At 70.0% G+C, this 20,668-nt stretch carries 18 protein-coding genes and 2 pseudogenes; 6 read left to right on the top strand and 14 right to left on the bottom strand.

Features of this window, described 5'->3' with window-relative positions; translation table 11 throughout:
* Nucleotides 1–113: 113 nt before the first annotated feature.
* The 6 genes and pseudogenes from B1L07_09935 to B1L07_09910 form a co-directional block, all read right to left on the bottom strand.
* Nucleotides 114–1,019: a hypothetical protein gene (locus B1L07_09935; GenBank protein ID AUZ55355.1), complete on the bottom strand. Its 906-nt coding sequence runs from the start codon at nucleotides 1,017–1,019 to the stop codon at nucleotides 114–116.
* Nucleotides 1,016–2,473, bottom strand: a complete 1,458-nt coding sequence (locus B1L07_09930; GenBank protein ID AUZ55354.1) for a transcriptional regulator — start codon at nucleotides 2,471–2,473, stop codon at nucleotides 1,016–1,018. Before B1L07_09930 ends, B1L07_09935 begins: the two co-directional genes overlap by 4 nt.
* 43 nt (nucleotides 2,474–2,516) lie before the next feature.
* Nucleotides 2,517–4,772, bottom strand: coding sequence for a hypothetical protein (locus tag B1L07_09925; protein AUZ55353.1), 2,256 nt, complete (start codon nucleotides 4,770–4,772; stop codon nucleotides 2,517–2,519).
* A 141-nt stretch (nucleotides 4,773–4,913) separates the two neighbouring features.
* Nucleotides 4,914–5,201, bottom strand: a complete 288-nt coding sequence (locus tag B1L07_09920) for a hypothetical protein (protein AUZ55352.1) — start codon at nucleotides 5,199–5,201, stop codon at nucleotides 4,914–4,916.
* Nucleotides 5,202–5,360: 159 nt separating this feature from the next.
* The gene (locus B1L07_09915) at nucleotides 5,361–7,349 is read right to left on the bottom strand and encodes a hypothetical protein (GenBank protein ID AUZ55351.1); all 1,989 of its coding nucleotides are present in this window, start codon (nucleotides 7,347–7,349) and stop codon (nucleotides 5,361–5,363) included.
* 289 nt (nucleotides 7,350–7,638) lie between these two features.
* Nucleotides 7,639–9,020, bottom strand: a pseudogene (locus tag B1L07_09910) (adenylosuccinate lyase).
* Nucleotides 9,021–9,163: 143 nt separating this feature from the next.
* Between B1L07_09910 and aspA the strand changes: the two are divergent.
* Nucleotides 9,164–10,561, top strand: coding sequence for an aspartate ammonia-lyase (aspA, locus tag B1L07_09905; protein ID AUZ55350.1), 1,398 nt, complete (start codon nucleotides 9,164–9,166; stop codon nucleotides 10,559–10,561).
* Between the two features lie 306 nt (nucleotides 10,562–10,867).
* Here aspA and B1L07_09900 read toward each other — a convergent pair whose 3' ends face one another.
* The 7 genes and pseudogenes from B1L07_09900 to B1L07_09870 form a co-directional block, all read right to left on the bottom strand.
* The gene (locus tag B1L07_09900) at nucleotides 10,868–11,302 is read right to left on the bottom strand and encodes a hypothetical protein (GenBank protein AUZ55349.1); all 435 of its coding nucleotides are present in this window, start codon (nucleotides 11,300–11,302) and stop codon (nucleotides 10,868–10,870) included.
* A 59-nt stretch (nucleotides 11,303–11,361) separates the two neighbouring features.
* Nucleotides 11,362–11,948: pseudogene (locus B1L07_09895) on the bottom strand (hypothetical protein).
* Between the two features lie 33 nt (nucleotides 11,949–11,981).
* Nucleotides 11,982–12,821, bottom strand: coding sequence for a hypothetical protein (locus tag B1L07_09890; GenBank protein ID AUZ55348.1), 840 nt, complete (start codon nucleotides 12,819–12,821; stop codon nucleotides 11,982–11,984).
* Nucleotides 12,822–12,872: 51 nt separating this feature from the next.
* On the bottom strand, nucleotides 12,873–13,886 hold the full coding sequence (locus B1L07_09885) for a hypothetical protein (protein AUZ55347.1): 1,014 nt from the start codon (nucleotides 13,884–13,886) through the stop codon (nucleotides 12,873–12,875).
* On the bottom strand, nucleotides 13,883–14,755 hold the full coding sequence (locus B1L07_09880) for a multidrug ABC transporter ATP-binding protein (protein AUZ55346.1): 873 nt from the start codon (nucleotides 14,753–14,755) through the stop codon (nucleotides 13,883–13,885). Before B1L07_09880 ends, B1L07_09885 begins: the two co-directional genes overlap by 4 nt.
* Nucleotides 14,752–15,114: a GntR family transcriptional regulator gene (locus B1L07_09875; GenBank protein AUZ55345.1), complete on the bottom strand. Its 363-nt coding sequence runs from the start codon at nucleotides 15,112–15,114 to the stop codon at nucleotides 14,752–14,754. The genes B1L07_09880 and B1L07_09875 overlap by 4 nt, the downstream gene beginning before the upstream one ends.
* A gap of 2 nt (nucleotides 15,115–15,116) precedes the next feature.
* Complete coding sequence (locus B1L07_09870) at nucleotides 15,117–15,359, bottom strand: hypothetical protein (protein AUZ55344.1); 243 nt, start codon at nucleotides 15,357–15,359, stop codon at nucleotides 15,117–15,119.
* A gap of 132 nt (nucleotides 15,360–15,491) precedes the next feature.
* Between B1L07_09870 and B1L07_09865 the strand changes: the two genes are divergently transcribed.
* The 5 genes from B1L07_09865 to B1L07_09845 all read left to right on the top strand — a co-directional run bounded on the left by B1L07_09865 (nucleotide 15,492) and on the right by B1L07_09845 (nucleotide 19,389).
* A complete protein-coding gene (locus B1L07_09865; protein ID AUZ55343.1) occupies nucleotides 15,492–16,061 on the top strand; it encodes a glutathione peroxidase in 570 nt (189 codons plus the stop codon).
* Nucleotides 16,062–16,161: 100 nt separating this feature from the next.
* Nucleotides 16,162–17,121, top strand: coding sequence for a peptidylprolyl isomerase (locus B1L07_09860; GenBank protein AUZ55342.1), 960 nt, complete (start codon nucleotides 16,162–16,164; stop codon nucleotides 17,119–17,121).
* A gap of 21 nt (nucleotides 17,122–17,142) precedes the next feature.
* A complete protein-coding gene (locus tag B1L07_09855) occupies nucleotides 17,143–18,492 on the top strand; it encodes a UDP-glucose 6-dehydrogenase (protein ID AUZ55341.1) in 1,350 nt (449 codons plus the stop codon).
* The gene (locus B1L07_09850) at nucleotides 18,485–18,727 is read left to right on the top strand and encodes a hypothetical protein (protein AUZ55340.1); all 243 of its coding nucleotides are present in this window, start codon (nucleotides 18,485–18,487) and stop codon (nucleotides 18,725–18,727) included. Before B1L07_09855 ends, B1L07_09850 begins: the two co-directional genes overlap by 8 nt.
* A 17-nt stretch (nucleotides 18,728–18,744) precedes the next feature.
* Nucleotides 18,745–19,389, top strand: a complete 645-nt coding sequence (locus tag B1L07_09845) for a nucleoprotein/polynucleotide-associated enzyme (protein AUZ55339.1) — start codon at nucleotides 18,745–18,747, stop codon at nucleotides 19,387–19,389.
* A gap of 26 nt (nucleotides 19,390–19,415) precedes the next feature.
* Here B1L07_09845 and B1L07_09840 read toward each other — a convergent pair whose 3' ends face one another.
* Nucleotides 19,416–20,636 (bottom strand): MFS transporter, encoded by a 1,221-nt coding sequence (locus tag B1L07_09840; protein ID AUZ55338.1) that lies wholly within the window; start codon nucleotides 20,634–20,636, stop codon nucleotides 19,416–19,418.
* Nucleotides 20,637–20,668: the final 32 nt, after the last annotated feature.

Raw genomic sequence — 20,668 nt, 5'->3', positions numbered from 1 at the left:
CCGCGCGGGCGTGATGAAACCGCTGAATTATACCCTCGCGGGGACAGGAAGGGGCACACACGCTGTCCCCCGGGTTAATGCCGGGCCATGCCTTGTCCGCACCCCGACAGCGCTCACATGCCGAGTGTCCGCAGCCCTTCGCAGAGCGCTGCGGCGTCCCATGCGCGCTGGAACAGCGCGTCCTGCTGGCGGGCCGTCGCGGGCATGTCCAGGCACAGCTCGCCTTCGAAGCGGTCGCCCATTGGACGAAAGTAGCAGTCGCCGTTGTCGTTGCTGGCGCTGGCCGGCGCCAGCGCCGGGTCGCCCGGGTCCACCGGCTGGCGCAGCGCGAACACGCTGGGCAGGCGCTGCAGCAGTGCCAGCAGCGCGGCCGGCATGGCCGCGGGTTCGGCATCGTGCAGCAGCACCAGCGCCTGTTTGTCGTGGCGGCGGGTGGCGAAGCGGCGCAGTGCCTGCAGCACCGCCGGCTGCGCGAACAGCGCGGTGTCGCCGCCGCGGCAGCCGAGCAGGAGCCTGCGGCGGGCGCGGTGGATCACCGCCGCCAGGGCCGCCTCGGCCTGGGCGGCATCCTGCACGCGCATGGCGCCGCCCATGCGGCGGCGCATGGTCTGGTGGACGATGCCGGCCTCGGTGAACGGCGCGCCTTCGGGCAGGAAGCCGTTGCGGGCATAGAAATCACGGGCGTGGAGCTGGGCATGCAGGGTCACCTCGTCCCAGCCGCGGCGCGCCGCTTCGGCCACCAGCGCCTGCAGCAGCGCCTCGCCGACGCCGTGGCCGCGCCAGCCGGGCAGCACCGCCATGCGGCCGATGCGGCGCTGCGGCGTCAGCCGGCCGGTGCCGATGGCGTGGCCATCGGCATCCAGCGCGAGGACGTGGTGGCTGAGCGGGTCCAGGTCATCGCTTTCCAGCGCCGCCGGCACCTGCTGCTCGCCGACGAACACGGCCTCGCGCACGCCGTGCAGCAGCGCCTGCCGCGTGGCGTAGTCGGCTGCCTCGACGTGGAACGCCGCCGGGGTCATGCTGCCGGGCCGTCCTCGTCGCCGTCGTCGCAGATCACCACCACCTCGACCCCTTCCTCGTTCACCTGCACGGTGTCGATGGCGCCGCTGGCCGGCTCGCCTTCGCCGGCCTGGGCGTACTCGAACACCTCGATTTCCAGCTCCGGTGCGTCGGCTTCGTCGTCGAGCGTGTCGTCGAACGCGTCTTCCATGACCTCGAGCGCATCCTGCTCGGCCTGCATCGCCGCCAGGGTCTCGGCGTCCAGCAACTGGTAGTGGCCGCCGGCCAGCAGTTCCATCACCGCGCTGCGGCCCTTGGCCGACAGCTTGCGGAACAGCGCTGCGTCGATCCGTTCGGCCGCGGCCAGGCCCTGCGCGTCCTTGACCGGCAACGGGAAGGCATGGCCGCTGCTGTACAGCACCGCGCCGCGGGTGGCGCGACGCCAGGCCAGCCGCGCCCACGGGTGGCGCTCGAGCAGGCCGCCCTCGTCCAGCACCGCGTCCACGTCGGCGGGGGCGGGCGGGGCCTGCGAGGGCAGGATGTCGCCGGCGGCGCGGTAGGTGGTGATGAAGCGGCCGAACCAGTCGCCCAGGCGGTCGGGGTCGTTCATGCGCAGCGCATTGAGCGCGGTGACCACGCGCTTCATCGCCGCCGCGTCGATCTCGTTGGGGTCCTCCGGCAGCTTCAGGTCCGGGTCCTGGTAGCGGATGGCCTCGTCGGCGTCGGCCACCAGGTCATCCAGCCAGTCGCTGATCAGCTCGGCAGAGGACGGCGCGCGCATGCCGAAGGAGAACGTCAGGCACGGGTCCTCGGCCACGCCGTGGTGCGGCACGTTCGGCGGCAGGTACAGCATGTCGCCCGGTTCCAGCACCCAGTCGTGGGTCGGCTTGAACCTGCGCAGCAGCTTCAGTTCGACGTCGGGGCGGAAATCCAGCGGCGGGCGCTTGCCCCGGGTCGATTCGCTGGCGTCGATCTGCCAGCGGCGGTGGCCGTGGGCCTGCAGCAGGAACACGTCGTACTGGTCGACATGGGCGCCGACCGAGCCGCCGGTGGCGGCGAAGCTGATCATCACGTCATCCATGCGCCAGCGCGGCAGGAAGTTGAAGTGCTCGATCAGCGCGCGCACGTCCGGGTCCCACTTGTCCACGTCCTGTACCAGCAGGGTCCAGTCGTGGTCGGGCATGCCCGGGAAATCCTCCTCGCGGAACGGGCCGTTGCGCAGGGTCCAGCCGTCGGTGGCGCGGTCATGGGTGACCAGGCGCGCCAATGCGCCTTCCTCGCAGGCCAGCCCGGCCAGGTCTTCGGGCATCACCGGGGTCTGGAAATCCGGGAACGCGCCACGGATCAGCAACGGGCGCTTCTGCCAGTAGTCGCGCAGGAAGCGCTCGGCGGGCATGCCGAGCGGATGGCGGACGCTGGCCCTGATCTCGAGCGGTAGGGAGGAGGAAGTCTTTTTCATCGCGCGCAATACCATTGGAAAACGGGGGCGGCGGAGTCCGCCGACGGAAATCGCATTGTCACCCAGCCGCCGCCGACGCGCCTAGCACCGCCGCGGGCGGGGCCAGCGGCGGGAGCGGCGCGGCGCCGCCCTCGAGCAGGCGCTCCAGCACCGCGGCCGGGCAGGGCGGGCTGAAGCCGTAGCCCTGGGCCAGCGGGCAGCCTTCGGCGCGCAGGAACTCCAGGTGGCGGGCGTGCTCGACGCCCTCGGCCACGACCTCCAGGCCCAGGCTGTGGCCGAGGCCGATGATGGCGCGGCTGATCACCCCCAGCTCGGCGTCGCCGGGCAGGCCGGCGATGAAGCTCTTGTCGATCTTCAGCATGTGCAGCGGGAACCGCTTGAGGTAACCCAGCGACGAGTAGCCGGTGCCGAAGTCGTCCAGCGCCAGCCGCACGCCGAGCGCGGCCAGGCGCCGCAGTGCTGCGCCCAGGGTGGCGTTGCTGTCCTGCATCAGGTGGGTTTCGGTGATTTCCAGCACCAGGCTGGCCGCGGGCAGGCCGGTGTCGTCGAGGATGGCCACCACGCGTGCGACGAAGTCGTCCTGCTGCAGTTGGCGCCGCGAGAGGTTGACCGAGCAGTACAGGTGCCGGTGCCCGGCCAGCTGCCAGGCCCGGGTCTGCCGGCAGGCCTCGCGCAGCACCCAGTCCCCCACCTGGACGATTTCCCCGGATTCCTCCAGCGAGGGAATGAACTCCAGCGGCGGCACCAGGCGGCCATCGTGGCGCCAGCGCAGCAGCGCCTCGACCCCGGCCATCGGCGGGTCGTGCGCGTCCAGGCGGTGGATCGGCTGGTAGTGCAGCACGAACTCGCCACGCGCCAGCGCCTGGCCCAACGCGCTCTCCAGTTCCAGCTGGCGCTGCGCGCTGGCCTGCAGCCCGGCGCTGTAGTGGGCGAACTGGGCCTTGCCGGCCTGCTTTGCCTGGTGCAGGGCAAGGTCGGCGGCCTGCAGCGCATCGTTGAGGTCGGCGCTGGCATGCAGGGTGGCGATGCCGATGCTGGCGTTGACCACCAGGGTGCGGTCGTCCACGCGCATCGGCTGGTGCAGGTGGCCGAGGATGCGCTGGGCGACCTGTTCGGCGCACCCGGCGCTGCCGGGGTCGACCAGCAGCACCACGAATTCGTCGCCGCCGAAGCGGAACAGGTGGTCAGCGGCGCGCAGGCACTGCGCGAGCCGGCGGCCGACCTCGACCAGCACGCCGTCGCCGAACAGGTGGCCGAAGCTGTCGTTGATGAGCTTGAAGCGGTCCAGGTCGATGAACAGCACCGCTGCCTGGCCGCTGCCGGTGTCGTGCAGCTGGCGCTGGGTATGCAGGAGCAGCTCGTCCAGCCGCAGGCGGTTGGCCAGCCCGGTCAGCGGGTCGTGGCGGGCGGCGTGGTGCAGCTGGTGTTCGACGGCCTTGCGCCGGCTGATGTCGCTCTGCGAGCCGGTGATGCGCAGTTGTCCGTCACGGTCGGCCTCGGCCACGCCGCGGCTGAGCACCCACAGCCAGTCGCCATTGCGGCAGCGGATGCGGTATTCGTGGTGGATCCAGTCCGATTCCCCGTGCAGGTGCGCGTTGATGGCCTGGTGCAGGCCGGGCAGGTCATCGGGATGGACCCGGGAAAACCAGGCGTCGCTGGTCTGGCCCAGGGCCTGCCGCTCCAGCCCGATCATGTCCGCCCAGCGCTCGGACACGTACAGGGTGTCCGCCCCGGGATGCCAGTCCCAGATCCCGTCATGGGCGCCACGCAGGGCCCGCGCGAAGCGCGCCTCGCTGTCCTCCAGCGCCTTGCGCTGGGCGGCGCTGTAGGTGTCGATGGCCAGGGTCATGTCGAAGAACACGGCCTTGAGCAGGCTGGAGAAAAGCTGCACGTCGGCGCCCTGGCCGCACAGCGGCGCCAGCATCTGCTCCAGGTACAGCCGGTAGGCGGCCAGGTACCACTTCAGCTCGACGCCGTTGATGTGGTGGATCAGGCCGATGCGCAGGCGGTTGTCGATGTAGTCGCGGTCGTAGGGCCCCTGCCACAGCCGCTGGTAGTACTCCAGTTGCCGTTGCTTCAACCGGTGCACGGTGCCCGCGTCGCCGAGCAGCGCGGCCGGGGCGGGGAAGTCATCGAGGTGGCGGTACAGCCGCTCGATGAATGCGGCCTGCGCGGCGGCCATGCGCGCGGCGTTTTCGTTCAGGCGCCGCGCGTCGTCCTGGCCCCATTCCAGCAGGCGGCCGCGTTCGCTGATTTCCGCCTGCTCCAGCCCGATTCGCCGCATCAGCTCCTGCAGTGTGTCGACGGCACCCATGGTTCCCTCTTGCGTTGAAGACCAGCATGGAAAAAGCGCCACGGCGGCGGTTCCGTCCGGAACGGCCCCCGCAGCGCCTCGTCTTGCAGGCCCGTGCGTCCTGCCCGGCAAAGCGGGTCCGCGCGTGGCGCGGCACCCGGGTCAAGCGGCGCCTGCCAGATCCTCCAGCAGGCGGGTAAGGCGTTGCCGCAGTTGCCCCATCTCGCGCGAGCGGAAGGCATGCCGGCTGCGCTCCAGGGTTTCGATGGCCTCGTACAGGGTGGCCTGGACCTGTCCGGTGGGGCCCAGCGGGTCCGGATCGAGCCACCGGCACAGTGGCGCGCGGTCGCAATCGCAGCTCTGCTGGATGACCTCGGCGTCACCGGTCGCGGCCATGAGCACGCGCAGCCGCGCGGCCAGGGCCGGGTCGGTGCAGATGATCCGGGCCACGCCGCTGTCCCGTGCGGGGCGCGGGGCGGCGCGGTGGGCGCGGCGTCCGGTTCCGGACCGCCTGCGGCACCGGCGGAGGTGGGGGGCATGCTCGACATCTGTTCCTGTTCCATGTTTGCGTGAAAAGCGTCCATCGTTTCCCGCCACGCGGGCCTTTCGTCACCATGCCACCGTCGACACCGCACGCGGTAGCGCGGTAGCCGTGCCCGTTGCTGGCGCCAGCCGGAACCGGGCGGCGGCCTGCGCCAGCCGGGCGGCCTCATGCTCCATGTCGTGGGTGGCGCGCCCGGTTTCCTGCACCAGCAGCGCGTTCTGCTGCGTGCTCCTGTCCATCTGCGCGATGGTCTGGTTGAGTTGTGCGATGCCCGCGCTCTGCTCGCGCGAGGCGCTCGCTATCTCCGCGGTCAGGGCGGTGACGTGCTGCACCGAGGCCACGATGTCGACCATGGTGCGGCGCGCCTTTTCCACCTGCGCCGAGCCGTCGGCGACCTTCTCCACCGAGTTGCCGATCAGGTCCTTGATCTCGTGCGCGGCGACGGCCGAGCGCTGCGCCAGCGTGCGCACTTCGGCGGCGACCACGGCGAAGCCGCGCCCGCTGTCGCCGGCGCGGGCGGCCTCGACCGCCGCGTTCAGGGCCAGGATGTTGGTCTGGAAGGCGATGCCGTCGATCACCCCGATGATCTCGCCGATCCTGCGCGACGCGGTTTCGATGGCGCGCATGGTCAGCACCACCTCGTCGACCACCTGGCCGCCCTGGCGGGCGACCGCCGCGGCGCCCTCGGCCAGCTGGCTGGCGTGGTGCGCGGCCCCGGCATTGTCGCCGATGGTGGCGGTGAGCCGGTCCATCGAGGCGGCCGCCTCGCGCAGCGTGGCCGCCTGCCGCCCGGTGCGCGCGGACAGCTCGTCGTTGCCGCCGGTGATGCTGCCGGCGGCCGCCGCGATGCGGTCGGCGGACTGCTGGATGCCGGCGACGATGCCGGCCAGTTGTTCGGCGGTGGCGTTGGCGTCGGTCTTCATCTGCCCGAACACCCCGTCGAAGTCGCGGGTGATGCGTCGCCCGAGGTCGCCGCGCGACAGCGCCGACAGCAACTGGCGCATTTCGTCGGCGCTTTCGGCGGTGGCGTCGAGCAGCCGGTTCACGCCCCGGGACAGCCGCCCCATCAGGCCGGCCTCGCCGGATGCCTGCAGGCGCTGGTCCAGCCGGCCCTGCGCGGCGCCGTCGATGATCGTGGCGATGTCGTGCTCCATGCGCGCTTCGGCGGTGCGGTCGTGCCATTCGACGACGAAGCCGTGGCGCTGGCCGTCGGCGTCGACCATCGGGGTGACGTTCAGGCTGAAATGTGCCTCGCCGATCTGGATGCGGCCGGAGTGAGCGCCGTCGAGGGTGTCGAGCAGGGCGCGGATGCGCGCCGGGTCGCGGTGGAAACAATGGATGCTGGCGCCGATCAGGCGCTCGGGGTCGAAGTCCGGGAACGCCTTGAGCAGTTCCGCGCGCTGGTTGCGCAGGATCGCGATGACCGCCTGGTTGGCATAGACGATGTGGTGTTCGCGGTCGGCGATCATCATGCCGGTGCGCAGCGCGCACAGCGCGGCTTCGACATGGAAGCCGGGCGCGGCGCTGGTGGCGGCGGGCAGCGGTGCAGCCGCGGCGGCTTCCTGGTCCGCGTGCGGTCGTGGTTCCGTACCGGAGCCGCGCAGCCGCACCGCGAATACGCAGGCAATCCCGGTTACCACCGAGACCGCGGCCATCCGTGGCAGCGCCGCGGCCAGCATCGGCTGCAGCGCCGCCAGCCACAGCAGCAGGCCGGTCGCCGCCAGCGCCAGCGGTGCCCAGTCGCGATAGCACAACAGCAGGGCGACCACGGCCACGCTGCCGGCGGGGCCGAGCGCGGGCGGGGCGGCAGCTAGCGCCGCGACCAACGCCGCGGCGATCGCCAGGCGGCTGCGGCGGGTGCCCGGCGCACGCCGCGCCTGCAGCACCGCGAACGTGGTGGTGGGCAGGTACGCGGCCACGAACAGGATCCAGCCACCCGAATCCAGTGCATGCGCCAGCGCCGCCACCCCCAGCAGCGCCAGCATCGGCAGGAACAACCGGTCGGCCTCGATGGCCTCGGCATCCCGCGTCCGCGATGTCTCGACAGCACCCATGAATCCCCCTGTTGAAAACCTGGGCATGAAAAAAGCGCCATGACAGCCACCCCGGGGAGTGGCTGTCATGGCGCTTCGTCTTGCAGGCCCGTGCGTCCTGCCCGGCAAAGCCGGTCACCGCGTCTGGCGGTACCTCAACCGCGCTTTTCTACACGATTGGCGGCCATTGTTCCAGATGTCCGCCGGGCGCCGGCGGCGGCAGCCCGGCGGGCACATGCGGCAACGGCCAGGCGGGTGCCTGGCCGTTGCATGCGGGAAGCCCGGCCCGGCCCGGGGCCAGCGGCCGGGGTCAGATTGCCTTGGCCAGCGATGCGGCCAGGCCGGCGTAGCCGCCGGGGTGAGCTCGCGCAGGCGCTGCTTGGCTTCGGCCGGCAGGTCCAGCGATTCGATGAACCCACGCATCGACTCGGCGGTGATGCCCTGGCCGCGGGTCAGGGCCTTGAGCTGCTCGTACGGGTTGGGCAGGCCGTGCCGGCGCATCACCGTCTGCACCGCCTCGGCCAGCACTTCCCAGGCCGCGTCCAGGTCGGCGTCCAGCCGCTGGGGGTTCACTTCCAGCTTGCCCAGGCCCTTGGCCAGCGATTCCAGCGCCACCTGGGTGTGGCCGAACGCGGTGCCCAGCGCACGCAGCACGGTGGAGTCGGTCAGGTCGCGCTGCCAGCGGCTGATCGGCAGCTTGGCGCTGAAGTGCTCGAACAGCGCATTGGCGATGCCGAAGTTGCCCTCGGCGTTCTCGAAGTCGATCGGGTTGACCTTGTGCGGCATGGTCGAGGAGCCGACTTCGCCCTCCTTGAGCTTCTGCTTGAAGTAGCCCAGCGACACATAACCCCAGATGTCGCGCGCCAGGTCGATCAGGATGGTGTTGGCGCGGCGCGCGGCATCGCCGATCTCGGCGACGTTGTCATGCGGCTCGATCTGGGTGGTGTAGGGGTTAAACACCAGGCCCAGCGAGGTGACGAAGCGCTCGGCGAAGGCCGGCCAGTCCACGTCCGGGTAGGACACCACGTGGGCGTTGTAGTTGCCCACCGCGCCGTTGATTTTGCCGGTCAGCTCGACCGCGCCGATCTGGCGGATCTGCCGTTCCAGGCGCGCGACGACATTGGCCACTTCCTTGCCCAGCGTGGTCGGCGAGGCGGTCTGGCCGTGGGTGCGCGAGAGCATCGGCTGCGCGGCCTGGGCGTGGGCCAGCTGGCGCAGCGAGGCGGCGATGCCCTGCAGGGCAGGCAGCAGCACGGTGCCACGCGCCTCGGCCAGCATCAGCCCGTAGGACAGGTTGTTGATGTCCTCGCTGGTGCAGGCGAAATGCACGAATTCCAGCGCCGGCGCCAGTTCGGCGTCGTCCTTGAGCCGCTCCTTGATGAAGTACTCCACCGCCTTGACGTCATGGTTGGTGGTGCGCTCGATCTCCTTGACCCGGGCGGCGTCGGCCACCGAGAAGCCATCGGCCAGCGCGCGCAGGCGCGCCTTGCCGGCGGCGGAGAAGTCGGCCAGTTCGCCGATGCCCGGCTCGGCCGCCAGCGCCAGCAGCCACTCGATCTCGACCTTCACCCGCGCGCGGATCAGGCCGTACTCGGAGAAGATCGGGCGCAGCGCGTCGACCTTGGACGCGTAGCGCCCGTCGAGCGGGGACAGGGCGAGCAGGGCGGCTTCCGGGCGGGACGGTTCGGTCATGTCGGCAGGCAGGGGCAAGGGGCGGGGGCGCATATTCTACGGCCTGTCCGGAACGGCCGCCCGCGCACGCCGCGCACACGCCGGCATGCGCAGCTGCGGCGTATCCTCGGACGCCTTATTCGACGAGGGCTGGGAGAATGCCGATGGGCGGGAAATTCCGGATCGAACACGACAGCATGGGTGAACTGCAGGTGCCGGCCGAGGCCCTGTGGGGGGCGCAGACCCAGCGTGCCGTGCAGAACTTCCCGGTGTCGGGGCAGCGCATGCCGCGCGCCTTCATCCGCGCGCTGGGGCTGATCAAGGCCAGTGCCGCCGAGGTCAACACCGGGCTCGGGCTGCTGCCCAAGGGCGTGGGCCGGGCGATCCGCGCCGCGGCCCTGGAGGTGGCGGCCGGCGCGCACGACGCGCAGTTCCCGGTCGACGTCTACCAGACCGGCTCGGGTACCTCGTCGAACATGAACGCCAACGAGGTCATCGCCACGCTGGCCAACCAGGGCGGCAAGGCCGGCAAGGCCCACGTGCATCCCAACGACCACGTCAACCTGGGGCAGAGTTCCAACGACGTGATTCCCACCGCCATCCGCGTCTCGGCGCAGCTGGAAACGGTGCAGACCCTGCTGCCGGCGCTCCGGCACCTGCGCCGCGCCATCGACAGGCGCGGGCGGGCGTTGGGCAAGGTGGTGAAGACCGGCCGCACCCACCTCATGGACGCGATGCCGCTGACCTTCGCGCAGGAATTCGGCGCCTGGTCGGCGCAGCTGGAATCGGCGCAGGGGCGCATCGAGGACGCACTGAAGCGGCTGCGCCGGCTGCCGCTGGGCGGCACCGCGATCGGCACCGGGATCAATGCCGATCCGCGCTTCGGCGGCAAGGTGGCGCGGGCGCTTTCAAGCGCCACGGGCACCCGTTTCGAGAGCGCGCAGAACAAGTTCGAAGGCCTGGCCGCGCAGGACGACGCGGTGGAGCTGTCCGGCCAGCTCAACGCGCTGGCGGTGGCATTGATCAAGATCGCCAACGACCTGCGCTGGATGAATTCCGGGCCGCTGGCCGGGCTGGGCGAGGTCGAGCTGCCGGCGCTGCAGCCGGGCAGTTCGATTATGCCGGGCAAGGTCAACCCGGTGATCCCGGAAGCGACGGTGATGGCCGCCGCGCAGGTGATCGGCCACCACACCGCGATCACCGTGGCCGGGCAGACCGGCAACTTCCAGTTGAACGTGGCGCTGCCGCTGATCGCGGCCAACCTGCTCGACTCCATCCAGCTGCTGTCCAGCGTGATGACCCTGCTGGCCGACAGAGTGTTCGCCGGGCTGGTGGTCAAACAGGAGCGGGTACGCGAGGCGCTGGCGCGCAACCCGATCCTGGTGACCGCGCTCAACCCGATCATCGGTTACGAGAAGGCCGCGGCCATCGCCAAGCGCGCCTACCGGGAACAGCGCCCGGTACTGGAGATCGCCCGCGAGGACAGCGGCCTGCCGGAAGCCGAGCTCAAGCGCCTGCTGGACCCGGCGGCGTTGACGCGTGGGGGCATCCACGACCATTGAGGGCGCCCGAACCCGGCGGTTGCCGTCGCGGCAGTCCGCGGTACGACGCGTGGGCGAGCATCGGCGCCGGCCCGATCGCGGCATCCGCGCATCCATGATGGCCGCGCGCTGTCCGGCATCCTGTTTCCGCGCAGCTCGCGCGGGCGGTGCCGGCATTGCTGGAGGCCGGCGTCCTGCTTGGATGCCGGGTTCACCGCATCGCCGGCAGCGGGCGGGCCCGGGCGGTGCGTCGGCACCCGGTGGCCTGCGCTGACGGCCCGCGCGGTTCATGCCACCGCGGCCGGATGAGCGGCCGCGGCGCGGGATTCAGCGCAGTGCGCGCGGGTTGGCCAGCGCTTCGCCGTACTGCTTGAACTCGGGAATGCGCTCGGCCAGGTCCGGCGGGAACGGCGTTTCGCCGGCGGGCACGTCCAGCGGGATGGTGCGGCCGCTGGCATCGGCGGGCGCGGTGGATTCGGTCAGGGTGTTCTGGCGCAGGATCTGCAGCTTGACGAAGCTGGTCCGCAGCAGCGCGCGCTGCGCCTCGTCGAGCGGGATCTCGATGTCATCCACGCGCAGCCTGCCGTCGGGCAGGATGTCCAGGTTCGGGTAAGGCGCACGCCGCACCGACACCATGTTGGCGCCCACCTCCATCTTCGGCTTGCTGCGCTCGGCGCGGTGGGCGGTGTACTGCTCGCGGTCGCCGCAACCGGCGACGGCGGCGATGCAGGCCAGCAGGAGGGACAGCAGCAGCTTGTTCATGGCGGGGTGGAGCGGTACGGCGGGGGAGCGCCGATTCTACCGCTCCCCGCCGCCGCCGGTCAGCGTGCCGTCACCCGGCCGTTGCGGCATTCATCGATGTCGCTCTGGTCCATCTTCGCGTAGGGCTTGAACTCGGGATGGCCGCGGCCAGCCGCTGCTGGGTGGCGAGCATCGCCGGCAGCTGGTCGCAGATCCGGGTGGCGCTCTGCTCGAGCTTCCTGGCCTCGTCCTCGATCCGCTTCTCGATCTGCTCGGTGTCGCCGGAGAGGACGCCCTTGAGCGCCTCGCCGGCGGCGCGGACGCCAAGGTTGGCGCCCTGCACGCCGATCTCGATGCCGGCCTCGGCGACCTGGACGACCTGCGCGCGGTACTCCAGCAGGAGCTTGCGCTGGGCGTCGTCGACCGCGATCTTGCGGCCATCGATCAGCAGGTCGCCGGCGGGCGAAATCTCCACCTTGGCGCCGCCGTCGCTGGAAATGCTGATGTTCTTCTCGGTGATTTCCTTGCGCGCGCGGTTGGTCGCTTCGCGCACCTTCTGGCCGATGCTGGCTTCGCCGAGCGGATCATCGGCCTGCGGGCGTTCGCCGCAGGCAAGCAGCGGCAGGCACAGCGCCAGCGCGAGCAGGGGGGCTTTGAGGGTTTTCATGGGAGTGCTTCCGTTGCTGGCAAGAAGGGAATGTCACCGCTTTTTCGGCAGTTCCACGGTGCCGCGGATGCCGGAGTGGTCGATCGAACCGCTGCCGCTGTGCCGGACCCGCAGGCCGCCGGCATCGCGCACGCGCAGGTCGCCCGAGCCCAGGGTGCCGAGGCCGACCGTGCCGCGGACGCCGCTGATGTCGGCGTCGCCCGAGCCGATGCTGTCGATCTCCACGTTGCCCTGCACGTCGCGCAGTTCCAGGTCGCCCGAGCCGATGCTGCCGACCCTGGCATCGCCGCGCACCCCGCCGACGCGGACATCGCCTGAGCCGATCGAGACCACGTGCAGCGCGCCGACGTTGTCCAGCTCGATGTCGCCGGAGCCGACCGCGGCGGTGGCCAGCGCCTTGATGTCCCGGGCCTTCACGTCGCCGGAGCCGACATCGGCGCTCATCGCCTGGGCGCCGCTGAGCGAGGCATCGCCGGACCCGACCTTGAGCTGCACCAGCAGCGTGTCGGGCAGCGTGCCGGTGATGTCCAGCCACGCATAGCTGGAGCCGAAGCCGATGTTCAGCCCGCGGCTCTCGCGCTGCAGGCGGACGACGAGCTTGTCGCCGACCTTTTCCTGGGTGAGCGAGAGCTGGCCGAGCAGGTCCTGGCTGGACGCGCAGGCGCGGCCGGACAGGGCGGCGCGGGCGCCGGGCGATGCCTGCAGCCGCAGGTCATGGCTGTTGACCTCGAACACCACGGCCTTGACCCCGGCCAGCGCCAGGTCCATTGCCTGCGGCTGGCTGAACTTGCAGTGTTCGTCGGCCAAGGCCACGCCCGGCAGCAGGGCCAGGGCGAACAGCAGGGGCTTGATCGTCGCGTGCTTGATGTCCATCGGGTTCCTCGGGGTCACGGCGGATGGGGGGGGCGGATCGACAGCGGGGGATCAGGTGTCGTCGCGGCGCTGGCGCAGCCAGATCGCCGCGGCGATGAACACGGCGCCGACCACGACGCCGACCCACAGCTCGGGGGTGGCCAGGCCCGCCAGCTGCACGCCGGGCGAGAAGCCATGCAGCATCGACTTGACCGACTCGCCGGTCGGCGTGGGGCTGCGGTAGGCCAGTTCGATGCCCGGGGTGGCGCTGAGCAGCAGGCGGCTGACCACGTGGCCCCAGAACCAGCCGCTGTTCAGGCCGAACAGCTTCATCAGGTCGAACCAGCTGACGATGACGCCGGCGAACACCGGCAGCATCACCGCCCACAGGAACGGCTTGCTGCGCGCCCAGGCCGAGCACAGCAGCAGCCAGCCGGCGGTGGGCAGCGCCCACAGCGCGTAGACCGGGATCCAGGCCAGGTGGCTGGCGGCGATCGAGAACGGATTGGACGAGGCCCAGATCAGGGTGACCGGGTTGCCGCCGTGGAACAGCACCACCAGGCTGATCATGACCATGAAGCCGAACATGGTGATGATGGCCGCGACCACCGCCAGCAGCGGGGCGATGACCAGCGCACCGACCAGCTTGGACAGCACCGTCTGCGTGTCCGAGACCGGCATCGATTTCCAGAACAGCACGCTGCGGTCGCGGCGGTCGTCGTACAGCGCGCCCAGGCAGTAGAAGAACACCACGAACGCCAGGGTGATGAACGGCCAGGCCGAGCTGAGCAGCAGGGTCATGTTCATGCCCTCGCCGAACTTGGCGATGTCCGCGGGGGTCATGTGCTGGGTCAGCATGCCCAGGTCCAGGCCGTTGACCTGGATGCCGTTGATGTGCAGGTCGCCGTTCTCGGCGGCGCGGCGGGCGGCGATCAGGCCGGCGATGATCGCCATCAGCGACAGCAGCAGCGAGATGCCGCCGGCCACCAGCGGCGCGCGCAGGAAGCCGCCGCGGTTTTCCCAGTACTCGCGCTTGAGCAGCCACTTGAACTTGCCCAGCGGGGTGATGTGATGGACGGCGTTCATGCGTAGGTTCCCTTCATGATGGCCACGAACAGGTCGGCAAGGCCGGGGTTGCGGGTTTCGCCCAGGGCGTCGAGCTGGGTGCGGTCGGCGCCGTCGTAGAGCAGCACGGTCTTGCCGAACGGCAGCGCGCGCTCGTCGATGGGCGACAGCTCGCGTGCGGCCTGCAGGGTGTCGGCCGATGCCAGCAGCTCGGTATAGCGCTCGGACACGTTCTCCATGTCGGCCGAGAGCACGATCCGGCCGTCGCGGATGAACAGCACGTCGGTGAGGATGTGCTCGATCTCCTCGACCTGGTGGGTGGTGATGATGATGGTCTTCTGTTCGTCGAAGTAGTCCTCCAGCAGGCGCTGGTAGAACTCCTTGCGGTAGAGGATGTCCAGGCCCAGGGTCGGCTCGTCCAGCACCAGCACGCGCGCGTCGATGGCCATCACCAGCGCCAGGTGCAGCTGCACCACCATGCCCTTGGACAGCTCGGACACGCGCTGCTTCGGCTGCAGCTTGGTGTTGGCGAGGAAGCGCTCGCAGCGGGCGCGGTCGAAGCGCGGGTGCACGCCGGCGACGAAATCGATGGCTTCCTTGACCCGGATCCAGCGCGGCAGCACCGCCACGTCGGCGATGAAGCACACGTCGTTCATCAACGCGTTGCGCTGGGTGCGCGGGTCCATGCCGAGCACGCGCAGGTCGCCCTCGAACGCGGTCAGCCCGAGCAGGGCCTTGAGCGCCGTGGTCTTGCCGGCGCCATTGGGGCCGATCAGGCCGACGATGCGGCCCGGGGCGATGGTGAAGCTGGTGTTGTCCAGTGCCGGCTTCTGCTTGTAGGCCTTGCGCAGGCCCTGGGCGGAAACGACGGCGTCGACGGCGGCATTCATGGTGTGGTCCCCGGTGGCAGCAGATCTTCCAAGGTCAGGCCCAGGCGCTGGATCCGTTCCAGCACCCCGGGCCACTCTTCATTGAGAAAACGGTCGCGCTCGCTGCCGCGCAGTTTGCGCGCGGCTTCCTCGGTCATGAACATGCCCAGGCCGCGGCGCTTCTCGACCAGGTTCTCGTCGGCCAGTTCCTGGTAGGCACGCGAGACCGTGATCGGGTTCAACTGGTACTCGGCCGCCACCTGGCGTACCGAGGGCAGCGCGTCGCCCGGCTTGATGACCCCGTCCAGCATCATCGCGATGACGCGATCCTTCAGCTGGCGGTAGATGGGAGCGCCATCGCTCCACTGGATATCGCTCATGGTCAGCTCCGTGGATTCAGCGACTGTGCGAATGAGAAGTAGGGCAGGGAAAGGCTGGTCCGCATCCGCCGGATGGGGCGCTTCTTCTCCTGCACGTTGGCCTCCTGCTCTTCGCCGGTGGTCCCGGCGGCATAATCCTGGACCGCGCCACGGCCGGCAGGCAGGGACAGCGTGCAACCGATCAACAACAACGTGCCGGCAGCGGTCAGTGCCGGGAGAAGATGTCGCTGGTGCCTTCGGTTCATGGCGGTCCCCCTGTGTAGGGTGGCTGGTGTTGTATGCAACTATAACACCGACACGCCGACATGCAACTCCCCTGTAACCCAACTGATGGCCTAGTCTGCGCACGAGCCGCGCACACACCCAGGAGAATTCCGATGTCTATCCGCAAATACCTGATTGCAGTGGCATTTGCCATGTCCATGGCCGGGGGGGCGGGCGCCGCCGACGGTGCCTTGCTGGACCGCGACTACCGGCCGCTTGCCGGAAAGGACCCGGTGAACCTGAACCGCGAGTACGGCGGCAAGGTGCTGCTGGTGGTGAACACCGCCTCCAAATGCGGCTACACGCCCCAGTACGAGGGGCTGGAAGCCCTGCACCAGGCGCTTGCCGGGCGCGGTTTCGCGGTGCTGGGCTTTCCCTCCAATGACTTCAAGGGCCAGGAGCCGGGCAGCGAGGCGGAGATCCAGGAGTTCTGCACGCTGACCTACGGGGTCAAGTTCCCGATGTTCCAGAAGGTGCACGTGACCGGCGCCGAGGCCACGCCGCTCTATCGCGACCTCGCCCGCCTGACCGGCGTGGCGCCGGGCTGGAACTTCCACAAGTACCTGATCGCGCGAGACGGCCGGGTGGTGGCGCAGTTCCCCAGCAAGGTGCGGCCGGACGACCCGGAACTGCGCGCGGCGATCGAGCGCGAACTCGCGCGGCCGGTGCCGGGCCGCCGCTGATGCGCGCGGCGGCGCACCGCCTCGACATCGCCGGTGTGCGTGCGACAATGGCGCCCTTCGCGCCGATGCCGGCGTCTGTTCACTTCCAGGAAAGCAGCGAATGAAGATGGGAAAGCGCGGCGCCGTGGCGTCGCTGATGATTCTGGCGTTGGCGGTCCCTGCGGCCGTGATCGCGCAACAACCTGCCGCCCCGGCGGCCACCAAGGAGAAGTCCGTTTTGACCTCGGAACGTGAAAAGATCGGCTATGCCATCGGCGTGGACGTCGCCAGTTCGTTCGAACCCATCGCCTCGGAAGTCGACGTCGCCGCGCTGCGCCGTGCCGTGGAAAACGCCTTCGCCGGCGGCCAGCCGCTGCTGTCGCAGGAAGAAGCGCAGAAGACCGACCAGGCGCTGCGCATGGCGATGATGATCCGTTCCGGCCAGCAGGTGCCGGGCATGGCGCCGGGCAGCCAGCCGCCGGCGGTGGACCGCGAAAAGGTCGGCCTGATGCTGGGCAGCTACGCCGTCGGCCCGTCGCTGGCGCCGATCCGCGGCGACATCGACCTGGACGCGGTGTTCCAGGCCATCGGCACCATCTTCGCCAAGGGCACGCCGCTGATGGACCGCCAGCAGGCGCAGGCCACGCTGCAGGCGTTCAGCACCGCCAAGCAGGCCGCCGCCGCCGGCAAGAACCGCGAGGAAGGCAATGCGTTCCTGGCCAAGAACAAGACCCAGCCGGGCGTGGTGACCACCGCCTCGGGCCTGCAGTACCAGGTGCTGCGCGCCGGCAGCGGCGAGCGCCCGATGGCCACCAGCCGCGTGCGCGTGAACTACGAGGGCAAGCTGCTGGACGGCACCGTGTTCGACAGCAGCTACCAGCGCGGCCAGCCGGCCGATTTCGGCCTGAACCAGGTGATCAAGGGCTGGACCGAAGGCGTGTCGCTGATGCCGGTCGGTTCCAAGTACCGGTTCTGGGTCCCGTCCGAACTGGCCTATGGCAGCAACGGCACCCCGGGCGGCCCGATCGGCCCGGACGCGACGCTGACCTTCGACGTCGAGCTGCTGGGCGTCCTGCAGTAACCCCACGGAGCCCCTGCACCCATGCGCGTTGCGATTTTCGGTACCGGCTACGTCGGACTCGTCACCGGGACCTGCCTGGCCGAGGTTGGGCATGACGTGGTCTGTGTCGACATCGACCAGGCCAAGGTCGACGGCCTGAACCGGGGCGTCATCCCGATCTATGAACCGGGACTGGAACCGATGGTCAAGGCCAACCATGCCGCGTCGCGGCTGGCCTTCACCACCGACGCCGCCTCCGCGATCGCGCATGGCCAGGTGGTCTTCATCGCGGTCGGCACGCCGCCGGACGAGGACGGCAGCGCCGACCTGCAGTACGTGCTGGCGGTGGCCCGCACCATCGGCCGGCACCTGCAGGTGCCGACCGTGGTGGTCAACAAGTCGACGGTGCCGGTGGGCACCGCCGACAAGGTCCGCGCGGCGATCGCCGAGGAGCTGGCCGCGCGCGGCGTGGAGATCGCGTTCGACGTGGTCTCCAACCCCGAATTCCTGAAAGAGGGCGATGCGGTGGCCGACTGCATGCGCCCGGACCGCATCATCATCGGCGCCGCCAGCGACGCGCCGGTGGCGGTGATGCGCCGCCTGTACGCACCGTTCAACCGCAACCACGACCGCGTGGTGGAAATGGACGTGCGTTCGGCCGAGCTGACCAAGTACGCGGCCAACGCGATGCTGGCGACCAAGATTTCGTTCATGAACGAAATCGCCAACATCGCCGAGCGCGTCGGCGCCGACATCGAGCACGTCCGCCAGGGCATCGGCTCGGACCCGCGCATCGGCTGGCACTTCATCTATCCCGGCGCCGGCTACGGCGGCTCGTGCTTCCCCAAGGACGTGCAGGCGCTGGCCCGCACCGCCCTGCAGTACGGCCATGCGCCGCGCCTGCTCGAGGCGGTGGAAGCGGTGAACGAGGCGCAGAAGGGGCACCTGTTCGAACTGGTCCAGCGCCACTATGACCGGGGCGAGGACGAGGGCGTGCGCGGCAAGACCTTCGCGGTGTGGGGGCTGGCGTTCAAGCCCAATACCGACGACATGCGCGAAGCCTCCAGCCGCCGCCTGCTGGCGCAGCTGTGGGAGGCCGGCGCGCGGGTGCGCGCCTACGACCCGGAGGCGATGCACGAGGCCCGCCGCCTCTTCGGCGAACGCGACGACCTGGTGCTGTGCGACTCGGCGTTCGCAGCGCTGGAAGGCGCCGATGCGCTGATCGTGGTCACCGAATGGAAACAGTTCCGCAGCCCGGATTTCGCCCGCATCCGCCAGGCGCTGGGCGACGCGGTGGTGTTCGACGGCCGCAACCTGTACGACCCGCATGAGATCGAGGCGGCCGGGCTGGCCTATTACGGCATCGGCCGGGGGCGCTCCCTGCATGTCTGACCTGCTGCCGAGCGCCCGCGAACAGGCCCTGGAAGAACGCCTGGTGGAACTTGAAATGCGTGTGTCCTTCCAGGAGCACGCGCTGGCCGAGCTGAGCGAAGCGCTGGCCGATGCGCGCATGCAGGGCAGCCGCAACGCCGACGTGCTGCGCGTGCTGCTCGAGGACCTGGGCAAGGTGCGCAATGCGCTCAATGCCTCCGACCCGGCGAGCGAACCGCCGCCCCCGCACTACTGATACGACGTACCGCACGCATGAGCGACACTCTCCGCGACCAGCTCCTCGGGCTGGGCTTCAAGCCCGCGCCCAAGCCGGAGCGCAAGCCCGACACCCGCCGCGACGGCCGCCCGCAGGGCAGGCCGGCGCAGGCCGGCAACAAGCCCGCTGGCAAGCCCGGCCATGCCGGCAAGCCGGCGCACGGCAACAAGCCCGCCCATGGCGGCCCGCAGGGGCCGCGCAAGCCGCGTTCGCAGGAAGACATCGACCTGGCCAAGGCGTATGCGATCCGCGCGCAGAAGGAAAAGGACGAGCGCATCGAGGCCGAACGCCGGAAGCAGGAAGAAGCCCGCCTGCGCCGCGAGGCCAAGGCCCGGCTGGACGAGCTGATCAAGGACAAGGGGCTGAACGACCCCGACGCCGATATCGCCCGCCACTTTCCCTATGGCGGCAAGATCAAGCGCATCTACGTCACCGCCGACCAGCTCAAGGCGCTCAATGCCGGGCAGCTGGGCGTGCTGCAGCAGAACGGGCGCTACCTGCTGGTGACGGCCGAACTGCTGGCCGAGGCGGAGAAGATCTTCGCCCCGGCCGTGGCACTGAAGGTCGATCCCGACGCACCGGCCGGGGACGACCCCTACGCCGACCCGATGTACCAGGTGCCCGACGACCTGGTCTGGTAGGTGCGGGGCTTGCCCCGCACGTTGCCTCAGGGGGCGTCGCGATGCCCGCCGGGGCATGCGGGGGACGCCCCGCGTCCACGGCGGTTCCTCTCCGGCAGGAAGCAGAACGCGATCACCGCGCCGGCCAGCGCGAAGCAGCCGCCGGCGATGAAGGCCACCTTGCCGTCGCCGAACGGCCACAGCTGGCCGGCGATCAGCGCGCCGAGCACGCCGCCCAGGCCCGACGAGAACCCGTAGAACAGCCCCTGGCCGTGGCCGTTGAGGTTGCCGGGGAAGTAGCGCGCCAGCAGCTGCATCGCCGAGGCGAAGAACGCGGCGAAGCCCAGGCAGTGGGTGGCCTGCGCCACCAGCATCACCGGCAGGTCTTCCGGCCACAGCGCGGTGGCCCACCAACGCAGTGCGGCGCTGGCCATGGAGATGATCAGCAGCCAGCTGGCGTCCCAGCGCCGGAAGAAGCCGGCGATCAGGAAGAACACCGCCACCTCGAACACCACGCCCACCGTCCACATCAGGCCCAGCAGCGAGGTGCTGTAGCCATGCTGGTCCATGTACAGCGAAAAGAACGTGTAGTACGGCCCGAACGAAAGCTGCTCGAGGAACGCAGCGATGAAGAACGCCAGCACCGGCGGCCGCCGCACGATCGACCAGAAACCCTGCACGTGCGCGGCATGGGTGCCGACATGGCGGGCATAGCGGTTGGCGAAGGACGCGCCGGTCATCAGCATGAACAGCGGCAGCATCAGCCACGGCAGCAGGCCGGCGCCATGGCGTTCGATGACCCAGCCGAACAGCGTGACCACGGCGATGAAGCCCAGCGAGCCCCATACCCGGATCATGCCGTAGCGGTGGCTGTCGCTGCCCAGGTGGGTGAGGGTGATGGACTCGAACTGCGGCATCACCGCGTTGTAGAAGAAGCAGAACCCGACCATCACCGCGTACAGCGTCCACGTCGGCTGCGGCAGCAGGAAGCCGGCGAAGCTGACCACGGTCAACACGCAGCCGATGCGCAGCCAGCGGATCGGGCGCGGCGAGACCGCCGCCAGCGAGGTCCAGGTGCTGGGCGCGACCACCCGGGTGGCGTACCACAGGCTCATCATCACGCTGATCGCGGTGACGCCCATGCCGCGCGACTGCAAGTACAGGCTCCAGTACGGAGTGAACGCGCCGAGCGCGGCGTAATAGAAGAAATAGAAGCTGGACAGCCGGGCGACGGGGACCGAGGGCTGCAGCGGGGTCGGGGAGGTCATGAACAGGCGCGCGGGCGCGTAAAGCAGGGTGC

The sequence above is a fragment of the Stenotrophomonas acidaminiphila genome, assembly GCA_002951995.1.
In the GTDB taxonomy this organism is placed as follows: Bacteria; Pseudomonadota; Gammaproteobacteria; order Xanthomonadales; family Xanthomonadaceae; genus Stenotrophomonas; species Stenotrophomonas acidaminiphila_A.
Note: the sequence above shows the minus strand (reverse complement) of the source record. Positions and strands in the feature narration are given on the sequence as shown.